27 protein-coding genes are annotated in these 26946 nt (G+C 67.0%); 11 read left to right on the plus strand and 16 right to left on the minus strand.

Features of this window, described 5'->3' with window-relative positions:
* Position 1 precedes the first annotated feature (1 nt).
* The 6 genes from ahcY to G6N33_RS06405 all read right to left on the minus strand — a co-directional run bounded on the left by ahcY (position 2) and on the right by G6N33_RS06405 (position 5425).
* Positions 2-1465 carry an adenosylhomocysteinase gene (gene ahcY, locus G6N33_RS06380; RefSeq protein WP_044510069.1) on the minus strand — a complete coding sequence of 488 codons (1464 nt, stop codon included), beginning with the start codon at positions 1463-1465 and terminating at the stop codon, positions 2-4.
* 131 nt (positions 1466-1596) lie between these two features.
* Positions 1597-2232, minus strand: a complete 636-nt coding sequence (gene alkX, locus G6N33_RS06385) for a TetR family transcriptional regulator AlkX (RefSeq protein ID WP_101528483.1) — start codon at positions 2230-2232, stop codon at positions 1597-1599.
* Positions 2229-2411: a rubredoxin gene (locus G6N33_RS06390; protein WP_044510067.1), complete on the minus strand. Its 183-nt coding sequence runs from the start codon at positions 2409-2411 to the stop codon at positions 2229-2231. Before G6N33_RS06390 ends, alkX begins: the two co-directional genes overlap by 4 nt.
* Positions 2408-2590 carry a rubredoxin gene (locus G6N33_RS06395; protein WP_044510066.1) on the minus strand — a complete coding sequence of 61 codons (183 nt, stop codon included), beginning with the start codon at positions 2588-2590 and terminating at the stop codon, positions 2408-2410. Before G6N33_RS06395 ends, G6N33_RS06390 begins: the two co-directional genes overlap by 4 nt.
* A complete protein-coding gene (locus G6N33_RS06400) occupies positions 2587-3855 on the minus strand; it encodes an alkane 1-monooxygenase (protein ID WP_044510065.1) in 1269 nt (422 codons plus the stop codon). The genes G6N33_RS06395 and G6N33_RS06400 overlap by 4 nt, the downstream gene beginning before the upstream one ends.
* A gap of 94 nt (positions 3856-3949) precedes the next feature.
* The gene (locus tag G6N33_RS06405) at positions 3950-5425 is read right to left on the minus strand and encodes an amino acid permease (protein ID WP_044510064.1); all 1476 of its coding nucleotides are present in this window, start codon (positions 5423-5425) and stop codon (positions 3950-3952) included.
* A gap of 89 nt (positions 5426-5514) precedes the next feature.
* On the opposite strand from G6N33_RS06405, the gene G6N33_RS06410 reads away from it, so the two are divergent.
* Positions 5515-6906, plus strand: coding sequence for an FAD-dependent oxidoreductase (locus tag G6N33_RS06410; protein WP_101528485.1), 1392 nt, complete (start codon positions 5515-5517; stop codon positions 6904-6906).
* Here G6N33_RS06410 and manA read toward each other — a convergent pair.
* From manA to G6N33_RS06430, 4 genes are all read right to left on the minus strand, one after another.
* Positions 6884-8110, minus strand: coding sequence for a mannose-6-phosphate isomerase, class I (gene manA / locus G6N33_RS06415; protein ID WP_044510062.1), 1227 nt, complete (start codon positions 8108-8110; stop codon positions 6884-6886). The genes G6N33_RS06410 and manA overlap by 23 nt on opposite strands.
* Positions 8111-8118: 8 nt before the next feature.
* On the minus strand, positions 8119-9219 hold the full coding sequence (locus G6N33_RS06420; RefSeq protein ID WP_044510061.1) for a hypothetical protein: 1101 nt from the start codon (positions 9217-9219) through the stop codon (positions 8119-8121).
* Complete coding sequence (locus tag G6N33_RS06425; RefSeq protein WP_044510060.1) at positions 9216-10613, minus strand: phosphomannomutase/phosphoglucomutase; 1398 nt, start codon at positions 10611-10613, stop codon at positions 9216-9218. Before G6N33_RS06425 ends, G6N33_RS06420 begins: the two co-directional genes overlap by 4 nt.
* 66 nt (positions 10614-10679) lie before the next feature.
* Positions 10680-11141 (minus strand): DUF3499 domain-containing protein, encoded by a 462-nt coding sequence (locus G6N33_RS06430; RefSeq protein ID WP_176234669.1) that lies wholly within the window; start codon positions 11139-11141, stop codon positions 10680-10682.
* 172 nt (positions 11142-11313) lie between these two features.
* Between G6N33_RS06430 and G6N33_RS06435 the strand changes: the two genes are divergently transcribed.
* Complete coding sequence (locus G6N33_RS06435) at positions 11314-11736, plus strand: metallopeptidase family protein (protein WP_044512914.1); 423 nt, start codon at positions 11314-11316, stop codon at positions 11734-11736.
* A 16-nt stretch (positions 11737-11752) separates the two neighbouring features.
* Here G6N33_RS06435 and G6N33_RS06440 read toward each other — a convergent pair whose 3' ends face one another.
* A complete protein-coding gene (locus G6N33_RS06440; protein WP_044510059.1) occupies positions 11753-12118 on the minus strand; it encodes a WhiB family transcriptional regulator in 366 nt (121 codons plus the stop codon).
* A gap of 303 nt (positions 12119-12421) precedes the next feature.
* Between G6N33_RS06440 and cofD the strand changes: the two genes are divergently transcribed.
* Genes cofD through G6N33_RS06460 form a run of 4 tightly spaced genes read left to right on the plus strand, consistent with a single transcriptional unit; the run spans position 12422 to position 16887 of the window.
* On the plus strand, positions 12422-13411 hold the full coding sequence (gene cofD, locus G6N33_RS06445; RefSeq protein WP_044510058.1) for a 2-phospho-L-lactate transferase: 990 nt from the start codon (positions 12422-12424) through the stop codon (positions 13409-13411).
* Positions 13408-14766, plus strand: a complete 1359-nt coding sequence (locus G6N33_RS06450; protein WP_044510057.1) for a coenzyme F420-0:L-glutamate ligase — start codon at positions 13408-13410, stop codon at positions 14764-14766. The genes cofD and G6N33_RS06450 overlap by 4 nt, the downstream gene beginning before the upstream one ends.
* A 10-nt stretch (positions 14767-14776) precedes the next feature.
* Positions 14777-16351, plus strand: a complete 1575-nt coding sequence (locus G6N33_RS06455; protein WP_044510056.1) for an Eco57I restriction-modification methylase domain-containing protein — start codon at positions 14777-14779, stop codon at positions 16349-16351.
* Positions 16348-16887: an NUDIX domain-containing protein gene (locus G6N33_RS06460; RefSeq protein ID WP_044512913.1), complete on the plus strand. Its 540-nt coding sequence runs from the start codon at positions 16348-16350 to the stop codon at positions 16885-16887. The genes G6N33_RS06455 and G6N33_RS06460 overlap by 4 nt, the downstream gene beginning before the upstream one ends.
* A gap of 25 nt (positions 16888-16912) precedes the next feature.
* On the opposite strand, the gene manB is transcribed toward G6N33_RS06460, so the two are convergent.
* The 3 genes from manB to rfbD are packed head-to-tail and all read right to left on the minus strand — an operon-like array spanning position 16913 to position 19796.
* Positions 16913-17992 carry a mannose-1-phosphate guanylyltransferase gene (manB, locus tag G6N33_RS06465; RefSeq protein WP_044510055.1) on the minus strand — a complete coding sequence of 360 codons (1080 nt, stop codon included), beginning with the start codon at positions 17990-17992 and terminating at the stop codon, positions 16913-16915.
* A complete protein-coding gene (locus G6N33_RS06470) occupies positions 17993-18889 on the minus strand; it encodes a glycosyltransferase family 2 protein (protein WP_044510054.1) in 897 nt (298 codons plus the stop codon). It lies immediately after the preceding gene.
* Positions 18882-19796: a dTDP-4-dehydrorhamnose reductase gene (gene rfbD / locus G6N33_RS06475; RefSeq protein ID WP_044510053.1), complete on the minus strand. Its 915-nt coding sequence runs from the start codon at positions 19794-19796 to the stop codon at positions 18882-18884. Before rfbD ends, G6N33_RS06470 begins: the two co-directional genes overlap by 8 nt.
* A 94-nt stretch (positions 19797-19890) precedes the next feature.
* On the opposite strand from rfbD, the gene G6N33_RS06480 reads away from it, so the two are divergent.
* From G6N33_RS06480 to G6N33_RS06500, 5 genes are all read left to right on the plus strand, one after another.
* Complete coding sequence (locus G6N33_RS06480; RefSeq protein WP_408632765.1) at positions 19891-21357, plus strand: LCP family protein; 1467 nt, start codon at positions 19891-19893, stop codon at positions 21355-21357.
* Complete coding sequence (locus tag G6N33_RS06485) at positions 21345-22067, plus strand: TIGR03089 family protein (protein ID WP_196806414.1); 723 nt, start codon at positions 21345-21347, stop codon at positions 22065-22067. Before G6N33_RS06480 ends, G6N33_RS06485 begins: the two co-directional genes overlap by 13 nt.
* 118 nt (positions 22068-22185) lie before the next feature.
* The gene (locus G6N33_RS06490) at positions 22186-22467 is read left to right on the plus strand and encodes a DUF1490 family protein (RefSeq protein WP_044510051.1); all 282 of its coding nucleotides are present in this window, start codon (positions 22186-22188) and stop codon (positions 22465-22467) included.
* Positions 22468-22476: 9 nt separating this feature from the next.
* On the plus strand, positions 22477-24663 hold the full coding sequence (ctpC, locus tag G6N33_RS06495) for a manganese-exporting P-type ATPase CtpC (protein ID WP_044510050.1): 2187 nt from the start codon (positions 22477-22479) through the stop codon (positions 24661-24663).
* Between the two features lie 237 nt (positions 24664-24900).
* Positions 24901-26283 (plus strand): NAD(P)/FAD-dependent oxidoreductase, encoded by a 1383-nt coding sequence (locus tag G6N33_RS06500; protein WP_044510049.1) that lies wholly within the window; start codon positions 24901-24903, stop codon positions 26281-26283.
* Here the strand turns inward: G6N33_RS06500 and G6N33_RS06505 are convergent.
* Positions 26280-26648, minus strand: a complete 369-nt coding sequence (locus G6N33_RS06505) for a YbaB/EbfC family nucleoid-associated protein (RefSeq protein WP_231382563.1) — start codon at positions 26646-26648, stop codon at positions 26280-26282. The genes G6N33_RS06500 and G6N33_RS06505 overlap by 4 nt on opposite strands.
* A complete protein-coding gene (locus G6N33_RS06510; RefSeq protein WP_231382562.1) occupies positions 26630-26890 on the minus strand; it encodes a hypothetical protein in 261 nt (86 codons plus the stop codon). Before G6N33_RS06510 ends, G6N33_RS06505 begins: the two co-directional genes overlap by 19 nt.
* Between the last annotated feature and the right edge of the window lie 56 nt (positions 26891-26946).

Genomic DNA, 26946 nt, shown 5'->3' on the forward strand with positions numbered 1-26946 from the left:
GTCAGTACCGGTAGTGGTCCGGCTTGTAGGGGCCTTCGACGTCGACGCCCAGGTACTCGGCCTGCTCCTTGGTCAGCTTGGTCAGCTGACCGCCGAGCGCCTCGACGTGGATGCGCGCCACCTTCTCGTCGAGGTGCTTGGGCAGCCGGTAGACCTCGTTGTCGTACTCGTCGTTCTTGGTCCACAGCTCGATCTGGGCGATCGTCTGGTTGGCGAAGCTATTGCTCATCACGAACGACGGGTGCCCGGTGGCATTGCCCAGGTTCAACAGCCGGCCCTCGGACAGCACGATGATCGACTTGCCGGTCTCCTTGAACGTCCACAGGTCGACCTGCGGCTTGATGTTCAGCTTCGTCGCACCGGAGCGCTCCAACGCGGCCATGTCGATCTCGTTGTCGAAGTGGCCGATGTTGCCCAGGATGGCGTGGTCCTTCATCGCCTTCATGTGCTCGAGGGAGATGATGTCCTTGTTGCCGGTGGCGGTCACGACGATGTCGGCCTCCCCGATCGCTTCCTCCACGGTCTTGACGTCGAAGCCCTCCATCAACGCCTGCAAGGCGTTGATCGGGTCGATCTCGGTGACGGTGACGCGGGCACCCTGACCCTTGGCGGCCTCGGCGCAGCCCTTGCCCACGTCGCCGTAACCGCAGATCAGCACGCTCTTCCCGCCGATCAGCGCGTCGGTGCCGCGGTTGATGCCGTCGATCAGCGAGTGCCGGGTGCCGTACTTGTTGTCGAACTTGGACTTGGTGACCGAGTCGTTGACGTTGATCGCCGGGAAGGCCAGGTCACCCGCGGCGGCGAACTGGTAGAGCCGCAGCACGCCCGTGGTGGTTTCCTCGGTGACGCCCTTGACGGACTCGGCGATTTTGGTCCACTTCGTCTTGTCGTTCTCGAAGCGGTTCCGCAGCACGCCCAGGAAGACCTTCCATTCGGCGGGGTCGTCCTCCTCGGCGGGCGGGACCACGCCGGCCTTCTCGTACTGCATCCCGCGCAGCACCATCATGGTGGCGTCGCCGCCGTCGTCCAGGATCATGTTGGCCGGCTTGTCCGGGTCTGGCCAGGTCAGCATCTGCTCGGCGGCCCACCAGTACTCCTCGAGGGTCTCGCCCTTCCATGCGAACACCGGCACGCCCTTCGGCTCTTCCGGTGTGCCGTGCGGGCCGACGACGACCGCCGCGGCCGCGTGGTCCTGGGTGGAGAAGATGTTGCAGGACGCCCAGCGCACCTCGGCGCCCAGCGAGGTCAGCGTCTCGATCAGCACCGCGGTCTGCACGGTCATGTGCAGCGAGCCCGAGATGCGGGCGCCCTTCAGGGGTTGCACCTCGGCGTACTCCCGACGCAGCTGCATCAGGCCAGGCATTTCGTACTCGGCCAGGTCGAGTTCCTTGCGGCCGAATTCTGCGAGCGACAGGTCGGCGACCTTGAAGTCGATGCCGTTACGAACGTCGGGCGTCAGAGTCATGGCGTGTCTGTTCCTTCTGCAGCTCAAAGGGGGCTCAAGGGTATTGAGCGCAATACGCGGCTTAGTTAGCTTGGGTACGCTCTTCCGCCACTGTAGTCGTTGGCCTTTCGGGGTCCGCTGGGCCCCGCAGGTCAGGAGACGTTCACGACGCCGTGGCGCTCCGCGAACGGCGTCATCAACCGGGCGAGGTCGCGCGCCACGTCGTGATCGGCCTCCGGTGGCATCGAGACGTAGCTCAACGCGAGCCGCACGATCGCCCGCGCCAGCACACCCGCGTCCTCATCGCTGGTGGCCACCCACGTTGTGATGAACGCCAGCGTCAGCCGTTCGGATGCGCGGGTGATAATCGGCGCGCTGTCGGTGGTGATGAGCTGCAGCAGGTCGGGCTTGGCGACGCCGGTAAGCAGCGAGATCACCAGCGGATCCGACGCCGACTCGGCGAAGAACGCCCGAAAACCCTGCAGAAACGCCTCGTAGATCTGACCGACGTTGGCGTCCAGCGCCGCGTGCACACTGTCCACCAGGCGATCTGCCAGCCGCAGGGCATAACCCTGGGCCAGGCCCTGCCGGGAGCCGAACTCGTTGTAGATGGTCTGCCGGCTGATGCCGGCGGCCTTCGCGACGTCGGCGAGCGTGATCGCCGACCAGTCCCGGGTCAACAGCAAATCGCGCATCGCGTCCAGGACCGAGTCACGAAGCAGGACCCGCGACGCCTCGGCGTAGGGAATCCGCTTCACAGGCGCGACATTAGCTGCTGCGTCGCTCAGGATCGAGCGACCTCGATCATTTCGAAGTCGGATTTCGCCGCGCCACAATCCGGGCAACTCCAGTCGTCGGGGATGTCGTCCCACCGGGTGCCCGGGGCGATGCCGTCCTCGGGCCAGCCTTTGGCCTCGTCATACTCGAAGCCGCATTGCACGCAGACGAAAAGTTTGTAGTCGCTCATTGGTTCACTCCTATCTCATCGTCGGGCTCGAAATCGACTTTTTCGCGAACGGCGCAGTCGGGGCAACACCAGTTGTCGGGGACTTCGCTGAACGGCGTGCCCGCGGGAAAGCCTTCCCGCGGAGCGCCCTTCGCTTCGTCGTAGACGTAGTCGCAGCCCGGGCAACGGTAGACGGTCATGCCGCGCCCGCCGGAGCTGTCCCGTAACGCGCCAGCATCCGCTCGCGCAGCCGCGGCTGGATGTTGACCTTGGTGATGTCGCCGTCGTAGTGCGCCAGTACCCGATGGTCCATCACCTTGCGCCACAACGGTGGGAAGTAGGTCAGCGAGATCATCGACGCATAGCCGCTGGGCAGGTTGGGCGCCCCGTCCATGCTGCGCAGTGTCTGGTAGCGGCGGGTGGGGTTGGCGTGATGATCGCTGTGCCGCTGCAGGTGGTAGAGGAACAAATTAGTGACGACGTGGTCGGAGTTCCAGCTGTGCGCCGGCGTGCAGCGCTCGTAGCGAGCCTTTCCAGAAGGCGCGTCGACCCGTTGCCGCAGCAGGCCGTAGTGCTCGAGATAGTTGACCGCTTCCAGCAGGCTGAAGCCGAAGACGGCCTGGATGACGATGAACGGAATCAGGCTCGGGCCGAACGCCGCGATCAGCACCCCCCACAGCACGACCGACATCAGCCACGCGTTGAGCACGTCGTTGGACAGATACGTTTTGGGATGCCACGGGCTGTTGCCCTGTCGCCGGATGCGTTGGGCCTCCAACTGCAGCGACGAACGCAGGCTGCCGAACACGCTGCGCGGCAGAAACTCCCAGAACGTCTCGCCGAACCGGGCCGATGCCGGGTCTTCCGGGGTGGCGACCCGCACGTGGTGGCCGCGGTTGTGCTCGATGAAGAAGTGACCGTAGCAGGTCTGGGCCAGCGTGATCTTGGACAGCCACCGCTCGAGCGCGTCCTTCTTGTGCCCCATCTCGTGGGCGGTGTTGATACCCACGCCGCCGAGGACGCCGACCGACAGCGCCAGGCCCAACTTGCCGGCCCAGCTCAATCCGCCGGAGGACTCCGGGAAGCCCAGCCAGTGCAGGTCCGACGCGGTGAAAAGGTAGGCCCCCAGCACCACGCTGAGGTACTGGAACGGGATGTACACGTAGGTGCAGTAGCGGTAGTACTTGTCGTTTTCCAGCTGTTCCATCACCTCGTCGGGCGGGTTTTGCCCGTCAGGCCCGAAGCGCAGGTCGAGAATCGGCAGCAAGACGTAGACCAGCAGCGGACCGATCCACATGGGCAGCTGCGCCGCGCCGTGCCAGCCCAGCTTGTTGATAGCCCAGACCAGCGGCAACATCACGAACAGCGCCGTGGGCGCGATCAGCCCCATCAGCCAAAGTCGACGCTTCTTGTCACGCCAGACCGGTGTATCGGACCGCTGGTGCGCCTGGATCTGGGTGGTCACTTGCCAAACCTCCTGTGAGTCTTGCCACGCTGAGTTTGACAATATCGACTTCTTCGTCTCATGTCTAGACACAGAGCCATTATTTGTAAACCAATCAGGTCGGTTGTGCGGCCTCTCGTCGGCCCTGCACCGAATTGCGGTACCCGTAGCCCAGGTAAATGGCCGTCCCCACCACCAACCACACCCCGAACCGGACCCAGGTCAGTGCGCTGAGGTTCACCATCAGCCATACACAGGCACAGATCGAGGCGATCGGAAGCGCGGGCACCCACGGCGCCCGGAATCCGCGCTCCAGGTCCGGCCGGGTGCGGCGCAGCACGATGACGCCGGCAGACACCAGGACGAACGCGAACAACGTCCCCACGTTGACCATCTCCTCGAGCTTGCTGATCGGAAACACCGACGCGGTTGCCGCGATCACGATCGCGACCAGCACGGTGATCCGGATCGGCGTCCCGCGCGAACTGGTCTTGGCCAGCGATCGCGGCAACAGGCCGTCGCGGGCCATCGCGAACAGCACCCGGCACTGCCCGAGCACCAGCACCATCACCACGGTGGTCAGCCCGGCCAGCGCTCCGATGGCGATGATCTTGCTCGCCCAATGAATCCCGTTCGCGGTGAAGGCCGTGGCCAAGTTGGCGGGTTTGCCGCCGGGCCTCGACTTGAGTTGCGTGTAGGAGACCATCCCGGACAGCACCACCGAGACCGCCACGTAGAGGACGGTCACGATCGCCAACGACGCCAGGATCCCGCGCGGGACGTCGCGCTGGGGCTGCTTGGTCTCTTCGGCCATCGTCGCGACGATGTCGAATCCGATGAACGCGAAGAACACGATCGACGCCCCGGCCAGCACCCCGTACCAGCCGTAATGACTGCTGTGCGCCCCGGTCAGCAGGGAGAGCACGGACTGGTTGACCCCGCTGGCCTCGTGGCCGGCCTCCGGCTTCGGAATGAACGGTGAGTAGTTGACGCCCTTGATGTAGAAGGCGCCGACCACCACCACGAAGATCACCACTGCCACCTTGATGGTGGTGATCACCGCGGAGACCCGGGAGGACACCTTGGTGCCCACCGCGACCAGCGTCGCCACCACCGCGATGATCACCAGCGCACCCCAGTCAAAGCTCAACGAGCCCAGCGCGACCGTGCCGCCGGCGAAACCGAACACTGTCCCCAAGTAACTCGACCAGCCTTTGGACACCACTGCGGCACCGATTGCCAATTCCAGCAACAGGTTCCAGCCGATGATCCAGGCCAAAAACTCCCCGAAGGTAGCGTAGGAGAACGTGTAGGCGCTGCCCGCAACGGGCAACGTCGAGGCGAATTCGGCGTAGCACAACGCGGCCAGCGCGCAGGTGACCGCGGCGATGAGGAACGAAATCCAGATCGCCGGTCCGGTGATATCGCCGGCGGTCGACGCGGTGACCGTGAAGATTCCGGCACCGATCACCACGGCGACGCCGAACACCATCAGGTCCCACCAAGTGAGGTCCTTGCGCAGTCGCGTGTCGGGCTCATCGGTGTCCTCGATCGACTGTTCGACCGATTTGGTACGCCACCTATTGGCCATCTGTCGCCCTCTCGTTGGAAGCCGTTGGACCGCACAGTACTGGGTACTCTGCGGTAATGCCGGACTCCCCAGAGGCGCGGGATCACGCCGTGGTAATCGGAGCCAGCATCGCTGGATTGAGCGCGGCAAAGGTGCTCTCGGAGCGGTATTCCCGCGTCAGCGTCTACGAGCGCGACGAACTGCCGGACATGCCGGCACACCGGGCGACGATTCCGCAGGATCGGCATCTGCATCTGCTGATGGCCCGGGGGGCCACGGAGTTCGACACGTTGTTTCCCGGCCTACTCACGGACATGGTGGCCGCCGGGGTGCCGATGCTGGAAAACCGGCCGGATTGCATCCACCTCGGCGCGGCCGGCCATGTGTTGGGAACGGGGCACACGCTACGCGACGAATTCACCGCTTACGTGCCCAGCCGGCCACATCTGGAGTGGCAGCTGCGCAACCGCGTCCGCGATATCGACAACGTCACCCTGGCCCGGCGCTCGGTGGCCGAACCACGATTCGACCCGCGACGCCAGCGAGTCACCGGCGTCCTGCTGGATCCCGCTGACGGCGCAGCCGAACCGGAGTTCGTGCCCGCCGACCTCGTCGTCGACGCGGCCGGTCGCGGCACCCGACTGCCGGTGTGGTTGCAGCAGTGGGGATTTCACCGCCCAGTCGAGCAGACGATGGACATCGGCATCAACTACGCCAGTCACCAGTTCCGGATCCCGGAGGGACTGATCGCCGAAAAAGTGGTGGTGGTCGGCGCCTCGCACGACAAGTCACTCGGGATGGGGATGCTGTGCTACGAGGACGGCACGTGGGTGCTGACCACGTTCGGTGTGGCCAACGTCAAGCCGCCGACGACGTTCCCGGAGATGGTTGCGCTGGCCATCGAGCTGTTGCCAGCGCATTTCACCGACGCCCTCAATCGGGCCGAACCCCTTGGCGCGCCGGCATTTCACGCCTTTCCAGCCAGCCGATGGCGCCGGTACGACAAGCTGGACCGTTTCCCGGCCGGGATCGTGCCGTTCGGCGACGCCGTGGCTAGTTTCAATCCCACGTTCGGACAGGGCATGACCATGACGTCGCTGCAGGCCGGCCATCTGCGGCGGGCCTTGCAATCCCCGGAGCAAGACCTGGCTGGTGTGCTGAACCGGGCTACCGCCAAGACCACCTTTCCGGTGTGGACGATGAACGCGATCGGCGATGTCACCTTCCACCACGCCGGCACGCCGGGGCCGATCCCATGGTGGTGGCGTCCGTCGGGGGCCCTGTTCGACCAATTCCTCGGCGCCGCCGAAACCGAACCCGTTCTCGCCGAATGGTTTCTGCGTCGGTTCTCGCTGCTGGACAGCCTCTATATGGTTCCGCCGCCGCGGATCATCGGCCGCGCGATGACCCACAACCTGCGGCTGTGGCTGGGCGAACGCCGGGAGTCGCGGCGCGCCGCCACCACACCGAAACCGGCCGTCACAGACCCACGGTCGCCCTGAACACCTTGGCGGGCTCATGTGCCACCAACCCGACCGGCCCGTCGTCGGCCGCGACCCAGGCCGCCATGCCGCGCCGCAACTCGAGCGAACCAGATTTCCCGTGCACCGTGGCAGCGCCCTCGGCGCACAACAGGATCTGCGGGCCGTCGCCGCCCGACCGGGCGTCGACTTCGTGGCCCAGATGCTCACCGTCGAGGGTCAGCAGCGCGACCGCGAACTCGTCGGCCGGCGTGTCGTAGACAACCGCCAACTCATCTCGGCGGATCTGCGGCCGCAGCTGCTTCTCGGCGGTGGGCGCGAAGTCCAGCACCCGCAGCAACTCGGGCACGTCGACGTGCTTGGGGGTCAGCCCGCCGCGTAACACGTTGTCGGAGTTCGCCATCACCTCGACGGCAAATCCGCGCAAGTAGGTGTGCAGATTGCCGGCCGGGATGAACAGCGCCTCCCCCGCGGCCAGGCTGATCCGGTTCAGCAGCAGCGAGGCCAGCACCCCGGCGTCTCCGGGGTAGCGCTCGCCAAGTTCGAGTACCGTCTTGGCTTCGGCCGCGAATTCCGTTGCGCCGGAGCTGACGTAGTTGATGGCGCCGTCGATCACGGCGGACACCAGCACGTCGATATCGGGCTGTGGCGCGGTGATCCAGGTGGTGAACAGCGCCCGCAGGCCATCGGCGTCGGACTGGTCGTTCAGCAATTCGATGTAGGGATCGAGGTCGGTCACGGCCAGCGCGCGCAGCAGGTCGATGGTGCGGGCGGACTGACGAAAACCGGCGAGCGCCTCGAATGAGTGAAGTGCCACCAACAGTTCGGGCTTGTGCGAGGTGTCGCGGTAGTTGCGGACCGGCGAGTTGACCGGGATGCCCAGCTTCTCCTCGCGCAGGTAGCCCTCGATGGCCTGCTCGGCGCTCGGATGTGCCTGCAACGACAACGGTTCGTCGGCTGCGAGCACCTTGACCAGGAACGGCAGCACGTCGCCGAATCTGTCACGTGAGGCGGAGCCGAGCTGCCCCTCCGGGTCGGCGGTCACCGCCTCGAGCAACGAGACGTCGCCCGTCTCGGTTTCCAACCAGGCCGGGTCACCCGGATGCGCGCCGAACCACAGCTCGGCCTCCGGGTGGGCCGCGGGGACGGGACGCCCGGTGAATTCGGCGATGTCGGTCCGCGACCCCCAGGCGTACGTGCGCACCACACCGCGAAGCAATTCCACTTGTCTATCTATCCCCGTACCAGTCTCAAATAAACGGCTGCCATTTCCAGCCGAACGGCCAATACTGCCAGTTGCTGCTCGGCGGGCCCGGCTCCGCCCGGCTCGCGGTCAGCGGCCAGACCCTCCGTGGTGCCGGGTTCCTCGGGCACGTCTTCGGCCGTGACCAGGTAGACGTCGTCGAGTCCGGCGACTCGTGCGGCAGCCACGGTCCGATCCCCGGTCAGCGTCAGGGCGAGCACCCGCAGCCGTTGCGGCAGCGGTCCGTCGATCTCCTCGTCGTGGAACAAGGCATCCACCGACGACGGACCGTCACCGACCGCCGATTCGCGCAGCGCCAGCACCGCATCGGCCAGCCCCGTCGCGGCGACCACCTGATGCGCAAGGCGCAGCAGCACCGAGCTGCCGTGCCGGGCCAGCGCCAGCGTCGCCGCGTCGTCACCGGCCAGTGCGACTTGGTGATTGAGGAGGCGCGAGGCCAAGGTCTTGGCCGGGTTGGTGAACAGCTCCCGGCCCGCGCTGTTACGCAGCGCTTCGGCGTCCAGTTCGTCGGCCAGTGCCGGGATGTCGATGTCCAGCCGAGGGTCCACCGCCTGCAGCGTGGCCAGGCCGGCGGCCAGGTATCGACACAGGCCGAACTCGTCGGGAAGCCACAGCCGCGGCGCCAGCACCGCGGCCCGGCCGGCCGTGGCATCCCGCAACGGGCCTTCGTACGGGGCGACGACGACGACCCGTGCGCCGCGGCGCACCCCGGTCGCGGCGGCACTGACCAAAGCCGGATCGCCGGGGTCGTCACCGGCGATGACCAACACGTCCAGTGCCCCAACCCAGGGCGGGGCCTCGGAGAGCATTGCGATCGGTGCCGCCGCCGCGCCGCCCTGCGTCGCGGCCAACACGGCGCCGGCCGTCTCGGCCGTCCCGCGGCCGGCCACCCAGATCACGCTGCGGGGTCGGTCTTCGGTGCGCAACGAGTTCAGGTCGCCTTCCTCGGCGGCCGCGGCAACGGCGCGCACCTGTGCGCCCGCCGATGACGCGGCCCTTAGCGAGCCTTGTCGATCGGCGGCGAGTAAGCCGTCGGTGTCTTCGAAATCGATCGCCCGGGTGGCGTTCACGGCACGCTCTCGTCCGCCCGCACTTGCGCGGTGATCTCGGCACTGATGTGGGCGATCATCGCCTCCACGTCTTCGGCGGTGCGCCCCTCCGCGTTGAGCCGCAGCAACGGCTCGGTGTTGGAGGTACGCAGATTGAACCAGCTGCCGTTGCCCAAATCCACTGTCACCCCGTCCATGTGATCGATGGAGTGGATGCGGCTACCGAAGGACCTCAACACCGCGTCCACGCATAGTGCGGCGTCGTCTACCCGGAAGTTGAGTTCACCGGAGGACTCGTAGCGCTGGTAGTCCGCGGTCAGCTCCGACAGCGGCCGGTCCTGCTCGCCCAGGGCGGCCAGCACGTATAGCGCCGCCAGCATGCCCGAGTCGGCGCCCCAGAAGTCACGGAAATAGTAGTGTGCCGAATGCTCGCCGCCGAAGATCGCGCCGGTCTCGGCCATCAGCGCCTTGATATAGGAGTGCCCGACCCGCGACCGCAGCGGTGTGCCGCCGCGCTCGGCGACCAGTTCGGGCACCGCTCGCGAGGTGATCAAATTGTGGATGACGGTAGCACCGATCTCCCGGCCCAGTTCGCGGGCGGCCACCAGGCTCGTCACCGTCGACGGGGACACCGGCAGGCCGCGCTCGTCGACCACGAAGCAGCGGTCGGCGTCGCCGTCGAAAGCCAACCCGATGTCGGCCCCGGACTCACGCACATAGCGCTGCAAGTCCAGCAGATTGGCCGGATCCAGCGGGTTGGCCTCGTGATTGGGGAACGAACCGTCCAGCTCGAAATACAACGGCAACAAGGTGATCGAGTCGATCGTGCCCAGCACCGCCGGTGCGGTGTGGCCGGCCATGCCGTTGCCGGCGTCCACCGCTACCCGCAGCGGACGCAGTCCGGCGGTCTGCACCAGCGAACGCAGAAACGCGCCGTAGTCGGCGAGCACGTCGCGGTCGGTGACGGTCCCGCGGTCGCCGTCATAGGTTGCGACTCCGGTGATCAGATCCTCGGTGATGACCTTCAGCCCGCTGTCCGCTCCGACGGGTTTCGCGCCGGCCCGGCAGAGCTTGATGCCGTTGTAGGCGGCGGGATTGTGGCTGGCGGTGAACATCGCGCCGGGGCAGTCCAGCAAACCGGAGGCGAAATACAGCTGATCGGTAGACGCCAGCCCGATCCGCACGACGTCTAGGCCTTGTCCGGTGACGCCGGTGGCGAAGGCGGCCGCCAGCGACGGCGAACTGTCCCGCATGTCGTGACCGATCGCCACGCGGGTCGCGCCTTCCCCGCGCATCAGCGCGGCGAACGCGGCGCCGACATCGGCGACCAGCGACTCGTCGATCTCTTCGCCGACCAGTCCGCGAACGTCATACGCCTTGATGACTCGGTGGACGGTCGCCGCGGGCCGAGACATGCGGGGCCTCCTGACGCCGGGGAATGATTGGCCTTTTAGCGTCAGCCTATCGGCCCCGGCGTCGTGCTAGTCCGAAGGATCGGGCAACACCCGAAGATGACCGCGCCGGCGTCCGGACCGTTTCTCGGGTGCGGCGTACACGGTGCTGCTCGGCGCAGTGGCCTGGGTGCCGGTGGGATGGAGATGGGGATCGGGGGCAAAGCCGTTCAACGGTGTGCCGGTCGCGCCGGCGTACGGCAGCGCCCCCTGACCCGAGCCGCGTTCGCGCACCGCGTCGGCCAGGGCGACCAAGTCGTCCTCGTCGGGATTGGTGGGCTCGTAGTTGAGCGGCCCAGCGTGGCGGACCAGATCCCACCCGCGGGGTGCGGTGATTCGGCCCGCGTGACCGACGCACAAGTCCCACGAATGCGGTTCGCGCGCGGTCGCCAGCGGTCCTACGACCGCCGTCGAGTCCGAGTACACGAACGTCAAAGTCGCCACGGCGTAATGCGGGCACCCGGGCCGACAGCAGCGACGGGGAACGTTCACGTCCGAAAGGCTATCGTGCGGAAACGCCGCCGAAGCGCGGACACGCGCAACCGCTCGGGCCGCGATGTCCAACCGTTACCATCGGCGCGTGGGCGATTGGCGCAGTTTCCCGCGCAACGGACGACCGGCGGGCCGCGCGGCTGCACACCGGGCAACTCGGCGCGGCCGCGATATGCGCGGTCCTTTGCTGCCGCCGACGGTGCCGGGATGGCGCAGCCGGGCCGAGCGTTTCGACATGGCGGTGCTGGAGGCCTACGAGCCGATCGAGCGGCGGTGGCAGTCGCGGGTGTCCGACCTCGATGTGGCGGTCGATGAGATTCCGCGGATCGCCGCGAAGGATCCGGACAGCGTGCAGTGGCCACCGGAGGTGGTGGCCGACGGGCCGATCGCGTTAGCTCGGTTGATCCCGGCCGGTGTGGATGTGCGCGGCAACGCAACACGAGCGCGAATTGTGTTGTTTCGTAAGCCCATTGAGCGGCGCGCTAAAGATTCGGTCGAACTCGGCGAGTTATTGCATGAAATACTGGTGGCCCAGGTGGCGATCTATCTCGACGTCGAACCTACCGTCATCGACCCGACGATCGACGACGAATAACACAAATACTCAGTGCTCAGATGATGCCGCGCTTGAGGCGGCGGCGCTCCCGCTCGGAGAGTCCACCCCAGATGCCGAAGCGCTCGTCATGGGCCAGCGCGTACTCGAGGCATTCATGGCGTACCTCGCACCCCAGGCAGATCTTCTTGGCCTCGCGGGTGGACCCGCCCTTCTCCGGGAAGAAGGCCTCGGGATCGGTCTGCGCGCACAGGGCACGGTCCTGCCATTGGTCGGGGGTGGGCTCCGGCAACGGCTCGGGCTCGAATGCGGCTGGCGCGTCAGGAACCACGGTCAAGTGCGGCCGGATGATTGGGGCCGGCGCGGAGCTGATCGTGGCGCGCTCAGTGCTAGGTATGACGCCCCGTAGGTGTTCGTAAGACATGCGTCGTACGCCTCCTCAGCTTCATTTTGGGAGAGTGGATGACTTCCGCTGTTCTGATGTGACAGACATTCGAACAAGTGATCGAATCTCGGTCTGCGACACCGGAACCGGCCGGCCAACCGGGAAATGACACTGATGTGATTAGACACGGGTTAATCTGCCGGGTCAAGCGTTACGGCGATTTTCCATACCATCTCGTGATCAATTTCCGGCGTTTCTGTTATCGCGAGCCGTCGGCGTGTTCATCACAACCTTCATCACAACAACCCGGCCCACTGTGACCGAACGGTACTGTCGTCCGGTGTGAAGGTCACCGTTCTGGTCGGCGGAGTCGGCGGCGCCCGGTTTCTGCTGGGTGTTCAACAGTTCCTCGGTCTGGGTCAGTTCGCCACCGACGAACAAGATTCCGGCCACGAGCTGACCGCGGTGGTGAACATCGGCGACGATGCCTGGATCCATGGAGTTCGGGTTTGTCCGGACTTGGACACTTGCATGTATACCTTAGGTGGAGGTGTCGATCCCGAGCGGGGGTGGGGGCACCGCAACGAAACCTGGCACGCCAAAGAGGAATTGGCGCGTTACGGGGTGCAGCCGGATTGGTTCCAACTCGGTGATCGGGATTTGGGCACGCACTTGGTACGCACCCAGATGCTCAACGCCGGCTACCCGCTGTCGCAGATCACCACCGCGCTGTGCGACCGGTGGCGGCCCGGCGCGCAGTTGGTGCCCGCCAGCGACGACCGCTGCGAAACGCATGTGGTGATCACCGATCCCGCCGACGACAGCCGCCGCGCGATCCACTTCCAGGAGTGGTGGGTGCGCTATCGAGCCAAGGTGCCGACCCACAGCTTCGCGTTCGTTGGCGCCGAAACGGCCAGCGCCACAACCGAAGCGGTGCAGGCCATCGGCGAAGCCGACATCATCATGCTGGCGCCGTCGAATCCAGTGGTGAGCGTCGGCGCGATCCTGGCCGTGCCCGGTATTCGCGGCGCGCTGCGGGCGGCGGCAGCTCCCGTCGTCGGCTATTCGCCGATCATCGGCGGAAAGCCGTTGCGCGGCATGGCGGATGCCTGCCTCGAGGTGATCGGCGTGGAATCCACCGCCGAGGCCGTGGGCCGGCATTTCGGCGCCCGCGCCGGCACCGGCATCCTGGACTGCTGGTTGATCCACGAGGGCGACGTTGCCGACATCGACGGCGTCGCGGTGCGCGCGGTGCCGCTGTTGATGAGCGATCCGCACGCGACGGCACAGATGGTGCGCGCCGGACTCGATGTTGCGGGTGTGGCGGCGTGACCGGTCCGCGAGAGCATGGCACCGCCGCGGCGATCGAGATCCTGCCCGTCACCGGACTCCCCGAGTTCCGTCCCGGCGACGATCTCGCTGCGGCGGTGGCGGCGGGTGCGCCGTGGCTGCGCGACGGCGACGTCGTGGTGGTCACCAGCAAGGTGGTCTCCAAATGCGAGGGCCGGCTGGTGGCGGCGCCTGAGGACCCGGACGAACGCGACGCGCTCCGGCGCAAGCTGGTCGACGCCGAGGCGGTACGGGTGCTGGCCCGCAAGGGCCGCACGCTGATCACCGAGAACCGGCTGGGATTGATTCAGGCCGCCGCCGGGGTGGACGGATCCAACGTCGGCCGAACCGAACTCGCGCTGCTGCCGATTGACCCGGACGGCAGCGCCGCCCGCCTGCGGGCCGCGCTGCGCGAGCAGCTCGGCGTCAACGTCGCGGTGGTGCTCACCGACACGATGGGCCGGGCCTGGCGCAACGGTCAGATCGACGCGGCGATCGGCGCTTCCGGTTTGGCTGTGCTGCATGGATATTCGGGTGCGGTCGACGAGCACGGCAATGAACTGGTGGTCACCGAGATCGCGGTGGCCGATGAAGTGGCGGCGGCGGCCGATCTGGTCAAAGGGAAGCTGACCGCCATGCCGGTGGCCGTGGTGCGGGGGCTCAACGTCGCCGACGACGGCAGCACCGCCCGCCAGCTGCTGCGGCCCGGTGCCGAGGATCTGTTCTGGCTGGGCACCGCCGAAGCCATCGACATGGGCCGCCGGCAGGCGCAGCTGTTGCGCAAATCGGTGCGCCAGTTCAGCCGGGAGCCGGTGCCGCCGGAGCTGATCGAGGCGGCCGTCGCCGAGGCACTCACCGCACCCGCGCCCCACCACACCCGGCCGGTGCGGTTCATCTGGTTGCACACCCAGGCCACCCGAACGCGGCTGCTCGATCGCATGAAGGACAAGTGGCGTAGCGACCTTTCCGGCGACGGCAAGCCCACCGACGCGATCGACCGGCGGGTGGCACGCGGTCAGATCCTCTACGACGCACCCGAAGTGGTCATCCCGTTCTTAGTGCCCGACGGCGCGCATTCCTATCCCGACGCCGCACGCACCGCGGCCGAGCACACCATGTTCACGGTCGCGGTCGGTGCGGCCGTGCAGGCGTTGCTGGTCGCTCTGGCCGTGCGGGGCGTAGGCAGTTGCTGGATCGGCTCGACGATCTTCGCCGCCGACCTGGTGCGCGACGAACTCGGCCTACGGCCCGATTGGGAGCCGTTGGGCGCCATCGCGATCGGATACGCCTCCGAAGAAGCGCGCGCCGACGGCCTACGCAATCCCGTGAATCCTGGGGATCTGCTGATCCGCAAGTAATACTGACCCGGTGAAGAGGTTCGCGGGCAAGGCGGCCGCCTCGGCCGACAAGGTCCGCGGTGGCTACTACACGCCCGTGCCGGTGGCGCGATTCCTGGCACGCTGGGTGCTGCAGGCCGGACCACGCGTCCTCGAGCCGTCCTGCGGCGACGGACGCATCCTGCGTGAGCTGGCCGCGCTGAGCGACCGGGTGCGGGGGGTGGAACTGCTGGCCGGGGAGGCCGCGAAGTCGCGAGTGTTCGCCGCGGTGGACACTGCGAACCTGTTTCAATGGCTGGCCGACGACGACGCCGGCTGGGACGGGGTCGCCGGCAATCCACCCTACATACGGTTTGGGAATTGGCCAGCCGCGCAACGTGATTCGGCCCTGGAACTGCTGCGTCAGGAGGGACTGCGGCCGAGCCGGTTGACCAACGCCTGGGTACCCTTCGTGGTGGCCAGCACGGTGTCGGTCCGCGACGGTGGACGGGTGGGTCTGGTACTGCCTGCCGAATTACTGCAAGTCGGTTACGCCGCACAATTGCGCGAATTTCTGCTCAGCCGGTACCGCGAAATCACTCTGATCACATTTCGGGACCTGGTGTTCGACGGCATTCTGCAGGAAGTCGTGTTGTTCTGCGGGGTGGCCGGCGCGGGGCCGGCGCGGATTCGCACGATCCATCTCCCCGACGCCGATGCGCTTGCCGACGCGCAGCTGGACGTGGCGTCCGCGCCCGCACTGCTGCACGAGCAGGAGAAGTGGACCAAGTACTTTCTGGGCCCGCCCGCGATCGAACTGCTGCGTACGCTGAAGCGCTCCGACGCCCTGACCCGGCTCGGGACGATTGCCGATGTCGACGTCGGAATCGTGACCGGCCGTAACAGCTTCTTCACCTTCACCGATGCACAGGCCAACGCGTTGGGGCTGCGGCCGCACTGCGTTCCCCTGGTGTCGCGCAGTAATCAACTGTCCGGCCTGATCTACGACAGCGATTGCCGTGCAACCGATGTCGCGTCCGGGCACCGGACCTGGCTGCTGGACGCCCCGGACCACCCGACTGATGCCGCGCTGGCCGCCCACATCGACGACGGCGAGATAGCGGGCGTGCACCGCGGCTACAAATGCTCGATCCGCACGCCGTGGTGGCGCACCCCGTCGATGTGGGTCCCGGACCTGTTCCTGCTCCGCCAAATCCACCTGGCCCCCCGGTTGACCGTCAACGCCGCGGCGGCGACTAGCACCGACACCGTGCATCGGGTGCGGGTCGACCACAGCGTGGACCCGTCCGCCCTGGCCGCGGTGTTTCACAACAGCGCGACGTTCGCGTTCGCCGAGATCGTGGGCCGCAGTTATGGTGGGGGCATCTTGGAACTGGAGCCGCGGGAAGCCGAGCAGCTGCCCATTCCCCCGCCGGCCCGGGCGGGCGCCGACCTGGTCGCGGATGTCGACCAGCTGTTGAAGGCCAACGAGATCGAGAAGGCGCTCGACGTCGTCGACCGTCGCGTCTTGATCGACGGGCTGGGCTGGTCGCCGGACACCGTGTCGCAGTGTCGGGCGGCGTGGCACACGTTGCGCGATCGCCGGGCCCGGCGCGGTGCCCGATGAGCATCCGCGACTCCGCGATCTCGATGCTCACCGACTGGTGCGCGCCCGACGCGGCCCAGGACTCGTTGCGTCATGCCGTGCTGGCCTTCGTGCTCGCTCGCCCTGATGCCTGCCGCCGCGACTGCGCACCCGGCCATGTCACCGCGTCGGCGATCGTGCTCGACCACACCGGCACTCAGGCGCTGCTGACGCTGCACCGCCGGCTACGCCGCTGGGTGCAGCTCGGCGGCCACTGCGATGACGACGATCCTGACGTCGTGGCCGCGGCGCTCCGCGAGGCCGTCGAAGAATCCGGTGTCCCCGATCTGCGAATCGAGGCTGAACTGGCGGCAATTCACGTCCACCCGGTCACCTGCTCGCTGGGGGTTCCGACCAGGCACCTGGATCTGCAATTCGTCGCCCACGCACCGCCGGGCGCACAGATCGCGATCAGTGCGGAGTCCGAAGACTTACGTTGGTGGCCGGTCGACGCCCTGCCGGCGGGCACGGATTATGCGCTTGCCCAGCTGGTCTCGCAGGCCACCCGTCGAGCGTGACTACGGCGTCGTGTCGGGGCGGCGGCTAGACGTCGCTCGAGTAGCGGATCCCGCCGTCGGGAATGGCGACGCCCGGCCACACCCGGGCTCCACGCAGCAGCTCGCAGCGGGCACCGATGTCGGCGCCGTCGCCGATGACCCCGTCGCGGATCAGCGCGCGTGGACCGATGCGGGCACCGAAGCCGACGATCGAGCGCTCGATCACGCTGCCGGCCTCGATCTTGACGCCGTCGAAGATCACCGCGCCGTCTAATCGCACCCCGGGCCCGATCTCGGCGCCGCGCCCGACGACGGTGCCGCCGATCAACACTGCGCCGGGCGACACCGCCGCACCCTCGTGCACCAATCTCTCGCCATGATGACCGCCCAGGGCCGGGGAGGTGACGATACCGCGCACCAGGTCCGAGGAGCCGCGGACGAAGTCGTCGGGGGTGCCCATGTCCCGCCAATAGCTGGCATCGACGTAGCCGCATATCTTGACGTCGGGGTCGGAGAGCAGCGACGGGAATACCTCGCGTTCCACCGAGACCGGCCGGCCCCGCGGGATCCGCTCGATGATTTTGCGCTCGAAAACGTAGGTGCCCGCGTTGATTTGATCGGTCGGCGGATCCTCGGTCTTCTCCAGAAAGGCCAGCACGCGATTCTTCTCGTCGGTGGGTACGCAACCGAACGCGCGCGGGTCACCGACACGCACCAGGTGCAACGTGACGTCGGCCTCGTGGGTCCGGTGCGACTCGACCAGCGCGGAAAGGTCGGCGCCGGAAAGCACATCGCCGTTGAACACCATCGCGGTGTCGTGCCGCAGCCTGTCGGCGATGTTGGCGATACCGCCGCCGGTGCCCAGCGGCTCCTCTTCGGTGACGTAGTCGATTTCCAGGCCCAGTTGCGACCCGTCACCGAATTCCGCTTCGAACACCGCAGCCTTGTAGGAGGTGCTCAAGATGACGTGTTGGACACCGGTCGCGGCGATCCGCGACAGCATGTGCGTGAGAAATGGAACCCCCGCGGTGGGCAGCATCGGCTTGGGCGCGGACAGGGTCAGCGGCCGCAATCGGGTGCCTTTGCCGCCGACCAGGATCACCGCATCGACCGAGGAGAGTGCCATTCAGCGCCGCCCTTCTGCCGGTTTCCCGGCCCGCTGCCGACGCGAGCTACGCACCATCAGCCGGGAGCGCAACGCCAGCGATGCCCGCAACGTCCAGCGCAGCGGGGCCAGCCACCAACCGGTGTGCCGGTCGGCCAGAAAGATATAGGTACTGCGGTGGTGTGCGGCCAGATGACTCCCCGGGTCGTGTCCGGTGGAGTGCCCCTTGTGGTGCAGCACTTCGGCTGAGGGTACGTAGATGTTGAGCCAGCCGGCCTTGCCGAGCCGGTCGCCGAGGTCGACGTCCTCCATGTACATGAAGTAGCGCTCATCGAATCCGCCGATCTGGCCGAACGCCGAGCGGCGCAGCAGCAGGCACGATCCGGAAAGCCAGCCCACCGGGCGCTCGCTGGGCTCCAGCCGCTCCTGGCGGTAGGCCGCCGTCCAGGGATTGGTCTTCCAGAACGGTCCGACCACGGCGTGCATGCCGCCGCGGATCAGACTGGGCAAGTGGCGCGCCGACGGGTAGACGGATCCGTCGGGATCCCGAATCAGCGGCCCCAGCGCGCCGGCCTGCGGCCACCGGTTCGCCGCGTCCAGCAGGGCGTCGATGCTGTCCGGACCCCACTGCACATCCGGGTTGGCCACCAACACCCAGTCATCGATTTCTCCCCGCTCGGACAGGTGCTCGATCGCGCGATTGACCGCCGTTCCGTAACCGAGGTTGGCGCCGGTGTCGAACAACCGCACGTTCGGGTAGCGTTCCACCGCCGCTTGCGGGGTGCCGTCCGTGGAACCGTTGTCGGCCAGCAACACGCTCACCGGACGCCCGGTGGCGTGCGACAACGACGCGAGAAAACGTTCGAGGTGGTGGCCCGGCGAGTAGGTCACCGTCACGACCGGCAGGACGTCAGTCACGCGTAGAGGTTATCCGTCGAGCGGCCGCGACTGCGCCGTCCGACGCGGCGAGTGCGGCGACAAGTGCGGGGCGCCACGGCCTTAGCGGCGTCATGCCTGCCGCCGCCGACTCCCTGCTGGACAGCGCGGAGTAGGTCGGGCGTGGCGCCGGACGCGGGAACTCGGCGGTGCTCACCGGGTTCACCCGTTCGGGGTCGCCGCCGCACTCCTCGAACACCGCCCGGGCCAGCTCGAATCGGGAAACGACGCCCTCGTTGGCGGCGTGCAGGATCGGGCCGGGCACGTCATCGTCGACGATCTGCAGCAATGCGGCCGCCAGGTCGGCGACGTAGGTCGGCGAGCCGACCTGGTCGTCGACGACCTTGATCGGGCCGTCTCCGGCCGCGAGCCTGCGCATCACCGCGACGAAGTCGTTCCCGTCGCCGCCGGTGTAGACCCAGGCGGCGCGGACCACGGCGCAGTGGGCGGCGTCCGGCAGTGCCGTCAGCGCGGCGACCTCGCCGGCCCGCTTGCTGCATGCGTACACCCCGCGCGGTGAGGTCTCGTCGCTCGGTTCGTACGGGCGAGGCTCGGCTCCGCCGAAGTCACCGGCGAACACGAAGTCCGTCGAGACGTGGACGAGCCGGGCGCCGACACGCGCGCAGGCCCGGGCGATGTGTCCGGGGGCGGCCTCGTTGACCGCATAGGCCCTTGCTGCGTCGCTTTCGGCGCCGTCGACATTGGTGTATGCGGCGCAATTGACGATGACGTCGCCGGGTTTCACGATCGCCTCGGCAGCCTCCGGGTCGGTGATGTCCCATTGCGCGGACGTCTGGGCCAGGACATTGCGGCCTTGTTCAGTGGCTCGAGCGGCCAGACAACCGCCCAGCTGCCCACCGGCTCCGGTGATGACGATCCTGCCCGACATGGTTCGAGTTTGGCATGCCCCGGAAAGCCGGGGCCACGCCCGGGCACGCCGGGGTTGGATACTGGGGAAGCGAGTGTGCCGCAAGTAACCTAATGTGATGCCTGTGCAACGTGTGGTTCGTGTTGTTGCCACTGTGCTAGCCGTCGCCGTCGTTATTGGCACCGGCGTGGCCTGGAACAACGTGCGGGCGTTCGAAGATGGCATCTTCCATATGACGGCACCCTCGTTGGGTCACGGCGCCGACGATGGCGCGATAGACATCCTGCTGGTCGGCCTCGATAGCCGCACCGACGCGCACGGCAACCCGTTGACGGCCGAGGAACTTCAGACACTGCGGGCGGGCGATGAGGAAGCCACCAACACCGACACCATCATCCTGGTCCGGATACCGAACAACGGGAAGTCGGCCACCGCGATCTCGATTCCGCGTGACTCCTACGTGACTGCCCCGGGCTTGGGCAAGACGAAAATCAACGGGGTCTACGGTCAGACCCGGGAGGCCAAGCGGGCCAACCTGGTCAAAGCCGGGGATTCGGCCGAGGACGCCGCCATGCAAGGGACCGAGGCCGGGCGTGAAGCATTGATCAAGACCGTCGCCGATCTCACCGGCGTCACGGTCGATCACTACGCCGAGATCGGGCTGCTCGGTTTCGCGTTGATCACCGACGCGCTCGGCGGCGTGGATGTGTGCCTCAAAGACGCGGTCTACGAGCCGCTTTCGGGTGCCGACTTCCCGGCCGGCCCGCAGCGCCTGGACGGGGCCGAGGCGCTGAGCTTCGTCCGTCAGCGCCACGAACTGCCGCGCGGCGACTTGGACCGGGTGGTGCGCCAGCAGGTCGTGATGGCTTCCCTGGCTCACCGCGTCATCTCCGGTCAGACCCTGTCCAGCCCGGCCACGATGAAGCGACTGCAAGCCGCGGTACAACGCTCGGTGGTGCTCTCGCAGGGCTGGGACGTCATGGATTTCGTCCAGCAGCTGCAGAAACTGGCCGGCGGCAACGTCGCATTCGCCACCATCCCGGTGCTCGACGGCGCCGGCTGGAGCGACGACGGCATGCAAAGCGTCGTCCGGGTCGACCCGCACCAGGTTCAGGACTGGGTGGCCGGCCTGTTGCACGAGCAGGATCAAGGCAAGACCGAAGAGATCGCCTACACCCCCGCCAAGACCACCGCCAGTGTCGTCAACGACACCGACATCAACGGATTGGCGGCGGCGGTCTCGGATGTGTTGAGTTCCAAAGGTTTCAGCACCGGCCCCGTGGGCAACAACGACGGCGGTCACGTGAAGGCCAGCCAGGTGCGAGCCAACAAGCCCGACGACATGGGGGCGCAGCAGATCTCCAAGGAACTGGGCGGATTGCCGGTCGTTCCGGATGCGTCGCTGGCGCCGGGATCGGTGCGGGTGGTGCTCGCCAACGACTACACCGGTCCCGGGTCGGGTCTGTCCGGCTCGACCACCGCACCGGCCCGAGTGACGGACCAGTCGGCCACCGACCCGAATGTGCCACCGCCGTCGCCAATCTTGACCGCCGGTAGCGACAAGCCGGAGTGCATCAACTGAGCACGCTGTCCGAAGCGATCCTCGATCCGATGCTGCGGGCCGATCCGGTGGGCCCGCGCATCACCTACTACGACGATGCCACCGGCGAGCGCATCGAACTGTCCGCGGTAACCCTGGCCAACTGGGCCGCAAAAACCGGCAACCTGTTGCGCGACGAGCTGGGCGCGGGACCGGGCAGCCGAGTCGCGATCCTGCTACCCGCACACTGGCAGACCGCCGCGGTCTTGTTCGGGGTGTGGTGGATCGGCGCCGAGGCGGTCCTGACCGGGCCGGCCGACCTGGCGCTGTGCACCGCCGAGCGGCTGGACGAGGCCGACGCGGCGGTCGCACCGGGTGGTGAGGTCGCGGTGCTGTCGCTGGATCCGTTCGGGCGCCCCGCACCCGACCTGCCGATCGGCGTCACCGACTACGCCACCGCGGTGCGGGTGCATGGCGACCACATCATCGCCGAGCGCCGCCCTGGCCCGGCGCTGGCCGGGCGCTCGGTCGAGGAAGTGCTGGCTGACTGCGAAAGCTCGGCGGCGGCACGGGGTTTGACGGCCGAAGATCGCGTGCTCTGCAGCGCGAGCTGGACAGAGCCCGGCGAATTAATCGAGGGGCTGCTGGCGATCATGGCGGTCGGGGCCTCGTTGGTGCAGGTCGCCAACCCCGATCCGGCCATGCTGGCGCGCCGGGTGGAGACCGAGAAGGTCACCCGCGTCCTCGAATAACACATCTTGATATCGCAATACATCAATGTTAATTTCGTGCAAGCATGGGTTGGACGGCGCGTCAACACCAGACCACAGACCAGAGACTTCGCGCGCCCGGTGGAGAAAGGACCAGTCGATGGCGGTATATGGGCTCCTTGCGAAGGCGGCGAGCGCGGTTGTCACGGGTCTGGTCGGCGTGACGGCCTACGAGGTGGTACGCAAAGCCGTGGCCAAGGCGCCGCTGCACCAGACCGCGGTGGCGACCGCGGAGCTGGGTCTGCGCGGCACTCGCAAGGCGGAAACGGCCGCTGAGTCAGCGCGGCTCAAGCTCGCCGACGTGATGGCCGAGGCCCGCGAGCGCATCGGCGAAGAGGCGCCGACACCGACGGTCGGCGAAGCCCACGATCACGAGCACTGATCGCCGTTCATGAGCCTCGCGATCGTTGAAGACATCGCAATCGCCGAAGAATCATCGCTGACAATACTTTCCGACGCCGCTGGCCGGATGCGGGTGGCCGTCGACTGGGTCCGCTCCGACCCGCGCCGCGCGGTCGCCGTCGAGGAGGCCGTCGCCCAGCAGACCGGTGTGCGCGCCGTACACGCCTACCCGCGCACCGGATCGGTCGTCATCTGGTATTCGCCGCGCCGGTGCGACCGGTCGGCGGTGCTTGCTGCCATCAATAGCGCCGAATACGTTGCTGCGGAACTGATCCCGGCTCGCGATCCGCATTCGTCGGAGATCCGCAACTCCGATGTGCTGCGCATGGTGATCGGCGGTGTCGCGCTCGGCCTGCTCGGCGTGCGTCGTTACGTGTTCGCTCGACCCCCGCTCCTCGGCCCCAGCGGCCGGGTGGTCGCCACCGGGGTCACAATCTTCACCGGCTACCCGTTTCTGCGTGGCGCGCTGCGCTCGTTGCGCTCCGGCAAGGCCGGTACGGACGCACTGGTCTCTGCCGCGACGGTGGCGAGCCTGATACTGCGTGAGAACGTCGTCGCGCTCACCGTGCTGTGGCTGCTCAATATCGGGGAGTATCTGCAAGATCTGACGTTGCGGCGTACCCGGCGGGCGATCTCGGAGCTGCTGCGCGGCAGCCAGGACACGGCCTGGGTCCGGCTGACCGAAGGACCGGATGCCGGCACCGAGGTCCAGGTGCCGATCGATACCGTGCAGATCGGCGATGAAGTGATAGTGCACGATCACGTGGCCATCCCGGTAGACGGCGAGGTGGTCGACGGTGAGGCCGTGGTCAACCAGTCCGCCATCACCGGCGAGAACCTGCCGGTGAGCGTCGGCGTGGGCACCCATGTGCACGCCGGTTCGGTGGTGGTGCGCGGACGGCTGGTGGTCCGTGCCCAGGCCGTCGGCAACCAAACCACCATCGGCCGGATCATCACTCGAGTCGAAGAAGCGCAGCACGATCGCGCGCCCATCCAGACCGTCGGCGAAAACTTCTCCCGCCGTTTCGTTCCCACGTCGTTCATCGTCTCAGCGATCACGCTGGCGGTCACCGGCGACGTCCGACGCGCGATGACAATGCTGTTGATCGCCTGCCCCTGCGCGGTGGGATTGGCCACCCCGACCGCGATCAGTGCCGCAATCGGCAACGGTGCGCGCCGCGGCATCCTGATCAAGGGCGGTTCCCATCTCGAGCAGGCAGGCCGAGTCGACGCGATCGTCTTCGACAAAACCGGGACGCTGACCGTCGGACGCCCGGTGGTGACGAATATCGTTGCCATGCATAAGGACTGGGAACCCGAGCAAGTGCTGGCGTATGCCGCCAGCTCAGAGATCCATTCCCGGCACCCGTTGGCCGAGGCGGTGATCCGCTCGACCGAGGAGCGGCACATCAGCATCCCCCCGCACGAGGAATGCGAGGTGCTCGTCGGTTTGGGCATGCGGACCTGGGCCGACGGCCGCACCCTGCTGCTGGGCAGCCCTTCGCTGCTGCAATCCGAAAACGTCAAGGTCTCCAAGAAGGCAAAGGACTGGGTCGCCAAGTTGCGCCGCCAGGCCGAGACGCCACTGTTGCTGGCGGTGGACGGGACGCTCGTGGGCCTGATCAGCCTGCGCGACGAAGTTCGGCCCGAGGCCGCCAAGGTACTGAGCGAATTGCGCGCCAACGGGATTCGCCGCGTTGTCATGCTCACCGGGGACCACCCGGACATCGCCCAGGTGGTCGCCGACGAGCTCGGGATCGACGAGTGGCGTGCCGAGGTCCTACCGGAAGACAAGCTCGAGGTGGTGCGAGACCTGCAGAGCCAGGGCTACATCGTCGGCATGGTCGGCGACGGCATCAACGACGCTCCGGCGCTGGCGGCCGCCGACATCGGGATCGCGATGGGATTGGCCGGCACCGACGTCGCCGTGGAAACCGCCGATGTGGCGCTGGCCAACGACGACCTGCATCGCCTGCTCGATGTGCGCGACCTGGGCGCCCGCGCGGTCGACGTGATCCGGGAGAACTACGGCATGTCGATTGCGGTCAACGCCGCCGGGCTGATCATCGGCGCGGGCGGGGCGCTGTCCCCCGTGCTGGCCGCGATCCTGCACAACGCGTCATCGGTGGCCGTGGTTGCCAACAGTTCCCGGCTCATTCGCTACCGCCTGGACTGAGCACTCGCTCGAACAGACTGGGAGCCAAAAGCACTCAGCTGGTTGATTGCCGTTCCCGCCCGGATCAGCAGATGCGATGGGCTGCATCGATAACGCTCATGCCATCGTGCTGGTCGCGACACCCCTGGATGGATACCGTCAGGTAGGCAGGACCAACCACGGCACGTTGGGAGCCAAGATGCTTGCCACACATCGGATATCAACGATCTGGCCGAGCCAACCGGCGGAGCTGAACTGATGCCGCCCGCCGCGAGTGTCGTGTTCGACCACCTCGTCAACGCCGATCCGCCCGCCCACCCGCGAATCCTTTTCGACACCGGTTGTGTGCTCGGCGGCAGCGTCGCGGGGCTGCTTGCTGCCAGGACGCTTGCTGACTTCTGTCGCCAGGTGGTGATCGTGGAGCGCGACGAACTGAGCGAACAGTCCTCGCGACCAGGCGTGCCTCAGGGACATCAGCTCCACGTGCTACTGCCCGCCGGCGGCCAATGGTTGGACCGGTGGCTGCCGGGATTCACCGATCAGGCGGTCGCGCGCGGGGCCAACCGGATCACGTCCGACGTCAAGTCACTCGACGGCCAGCCCACGGTGCCGCCTTACCGGCAGTACGAAATGCTCAGCGCGACGCGGCCGCTGCTCGAAACGGTTGTGCGTAGCGAAGTGCTGGCACGGGCCAACATCTCCGTCAAGCGCGCCCAGGCAACCGGATTGCGTTATCGGGACGGCGCGGTGACCGGCGTCGAGTTCGTCGACCGAGCAGGTGTCGGCGTCTGCCAAGCCGACTTCGTGGTCGACGCGACGGGCCGGTCCAGCCGGATCTCCCGTTGGGTCGAGGAGGCCGGCTTTGACCGCCCACGACTGGAACGCCTCGCCCTGCCCATTCATTACGCGACGGCCATCTTCGAATCCCCGGAGGAATCGGCGACTCTGCAAGTCGACGGCTGGTTGTCCATCTTCAGCCCGGGCAACGAGGTAGATGGGGTCAGCATCGCGGCAGCCGCCAGGGTCGAGAGCGGTCGATGGGTAGTCTGTTTGATCGGCTGCGGCTCCGAGCAGCCCGGCCACACACTCGACGATTTCCTGGCCAAGTGCAAGCAGCTCGAACCCGTCTTCGCGACCGTGACAGCCGGACAGCTGTGCCGCGAGGTCACCACTTACCACCAGACCGAGAGCAGGCGGCGGCATTTCACCGAGCTGACCAACTTTCCGGCGCGGCTGGTCTGTGTCGGCGACTCGGTGGCGTCCTTCAATCCCGTCTACGGACAGGGCATGTCCTCGGCAGCGCTACACGCGTCGTGCCTATCGACGTATCTGTCCGATGCCGGCGACTTCGACTCCGCCGCGCAGCCTTTCTTCCGGCTGCAACAGGTGGTCGTGGACGCGGCGTGGCAGTTGTCGACCGGCGGCGACCGTGCACGGCTGGATTTCCTGACCGGCGCGACGATCGCCGAGGCCACACGCATGCAGCGATGGACCCACGACCAGATAGCCCGCGCCACGCTGACCGACCGTGATCTCGCCGAACTCTATACCGACGTCCAGTACATGCTGCGCCATCCGTCCGCGCTGGCGCATCCCGCGATCTTGGAGCGGGCGGTCGTTATCAATTTGACCGCATCCTAACCCGGTTGAAAGGTTGTGCCGTCGCTGCGCGTGAGCGGCGTGCGCTGCAACGCGGTCATGCGTTCGGTGAACTCCTTGATCAGATAGGTCTGCCGGTCGGTCGCCGTCTTCGCCGCGGCAGCCGCGGTATCGACGATCAACTTCGCCAAGGCTCCAGATCCGTTGTGGTAGGCGTTGTCTCCCAGCCACAATCCCGTCATCTCACCCTGGCCGTTGACTTCCACACTCACCGCCTTGCACCGACTCGTGACACGGACCGAGATCGACTTGCAGTGCTGATCCAAAGCTTGGATCAAATCCCGCTGCCGCCCGATGCGCGCGAGCAGTGAATCCGCCAGCCCGCCGGTCAAATCCGAGTCATCCACGTGTCGGGAGCACTGTCGTCGTCGGCTCCGCGAAGTTCGGCTTCGGCGTCGGCCAATGCCTCGAAGGTACTGAGATCAAGGCCACGAATGACGCTCGGATCAACACCACGAGCGACCAGATCGCGGCGGCGTGCGACCTGCATACGACGGGCGGAAAGCTGACACAGCAACAGAATGTCACGCGCCAATTGCCCTGGCGGTTTCGATAACTCGCGCTGATCCAGCTTGAGCGCGATCGGCAATCCGCGCTCTGTGGTGCGAACCGCGATCCCACCACTGTGGCAACTCAGCGGTCTAT

Source organism: Mycobacterium simiae, assembly GCF_010727605.1.
Taxonomy (GTDB): Bacteria; Actinomycetota; Actinomycetes; order Mycobacteriales; family Mycobacteriaceae; genus Mycobacterium; species Mycobacterium simiae.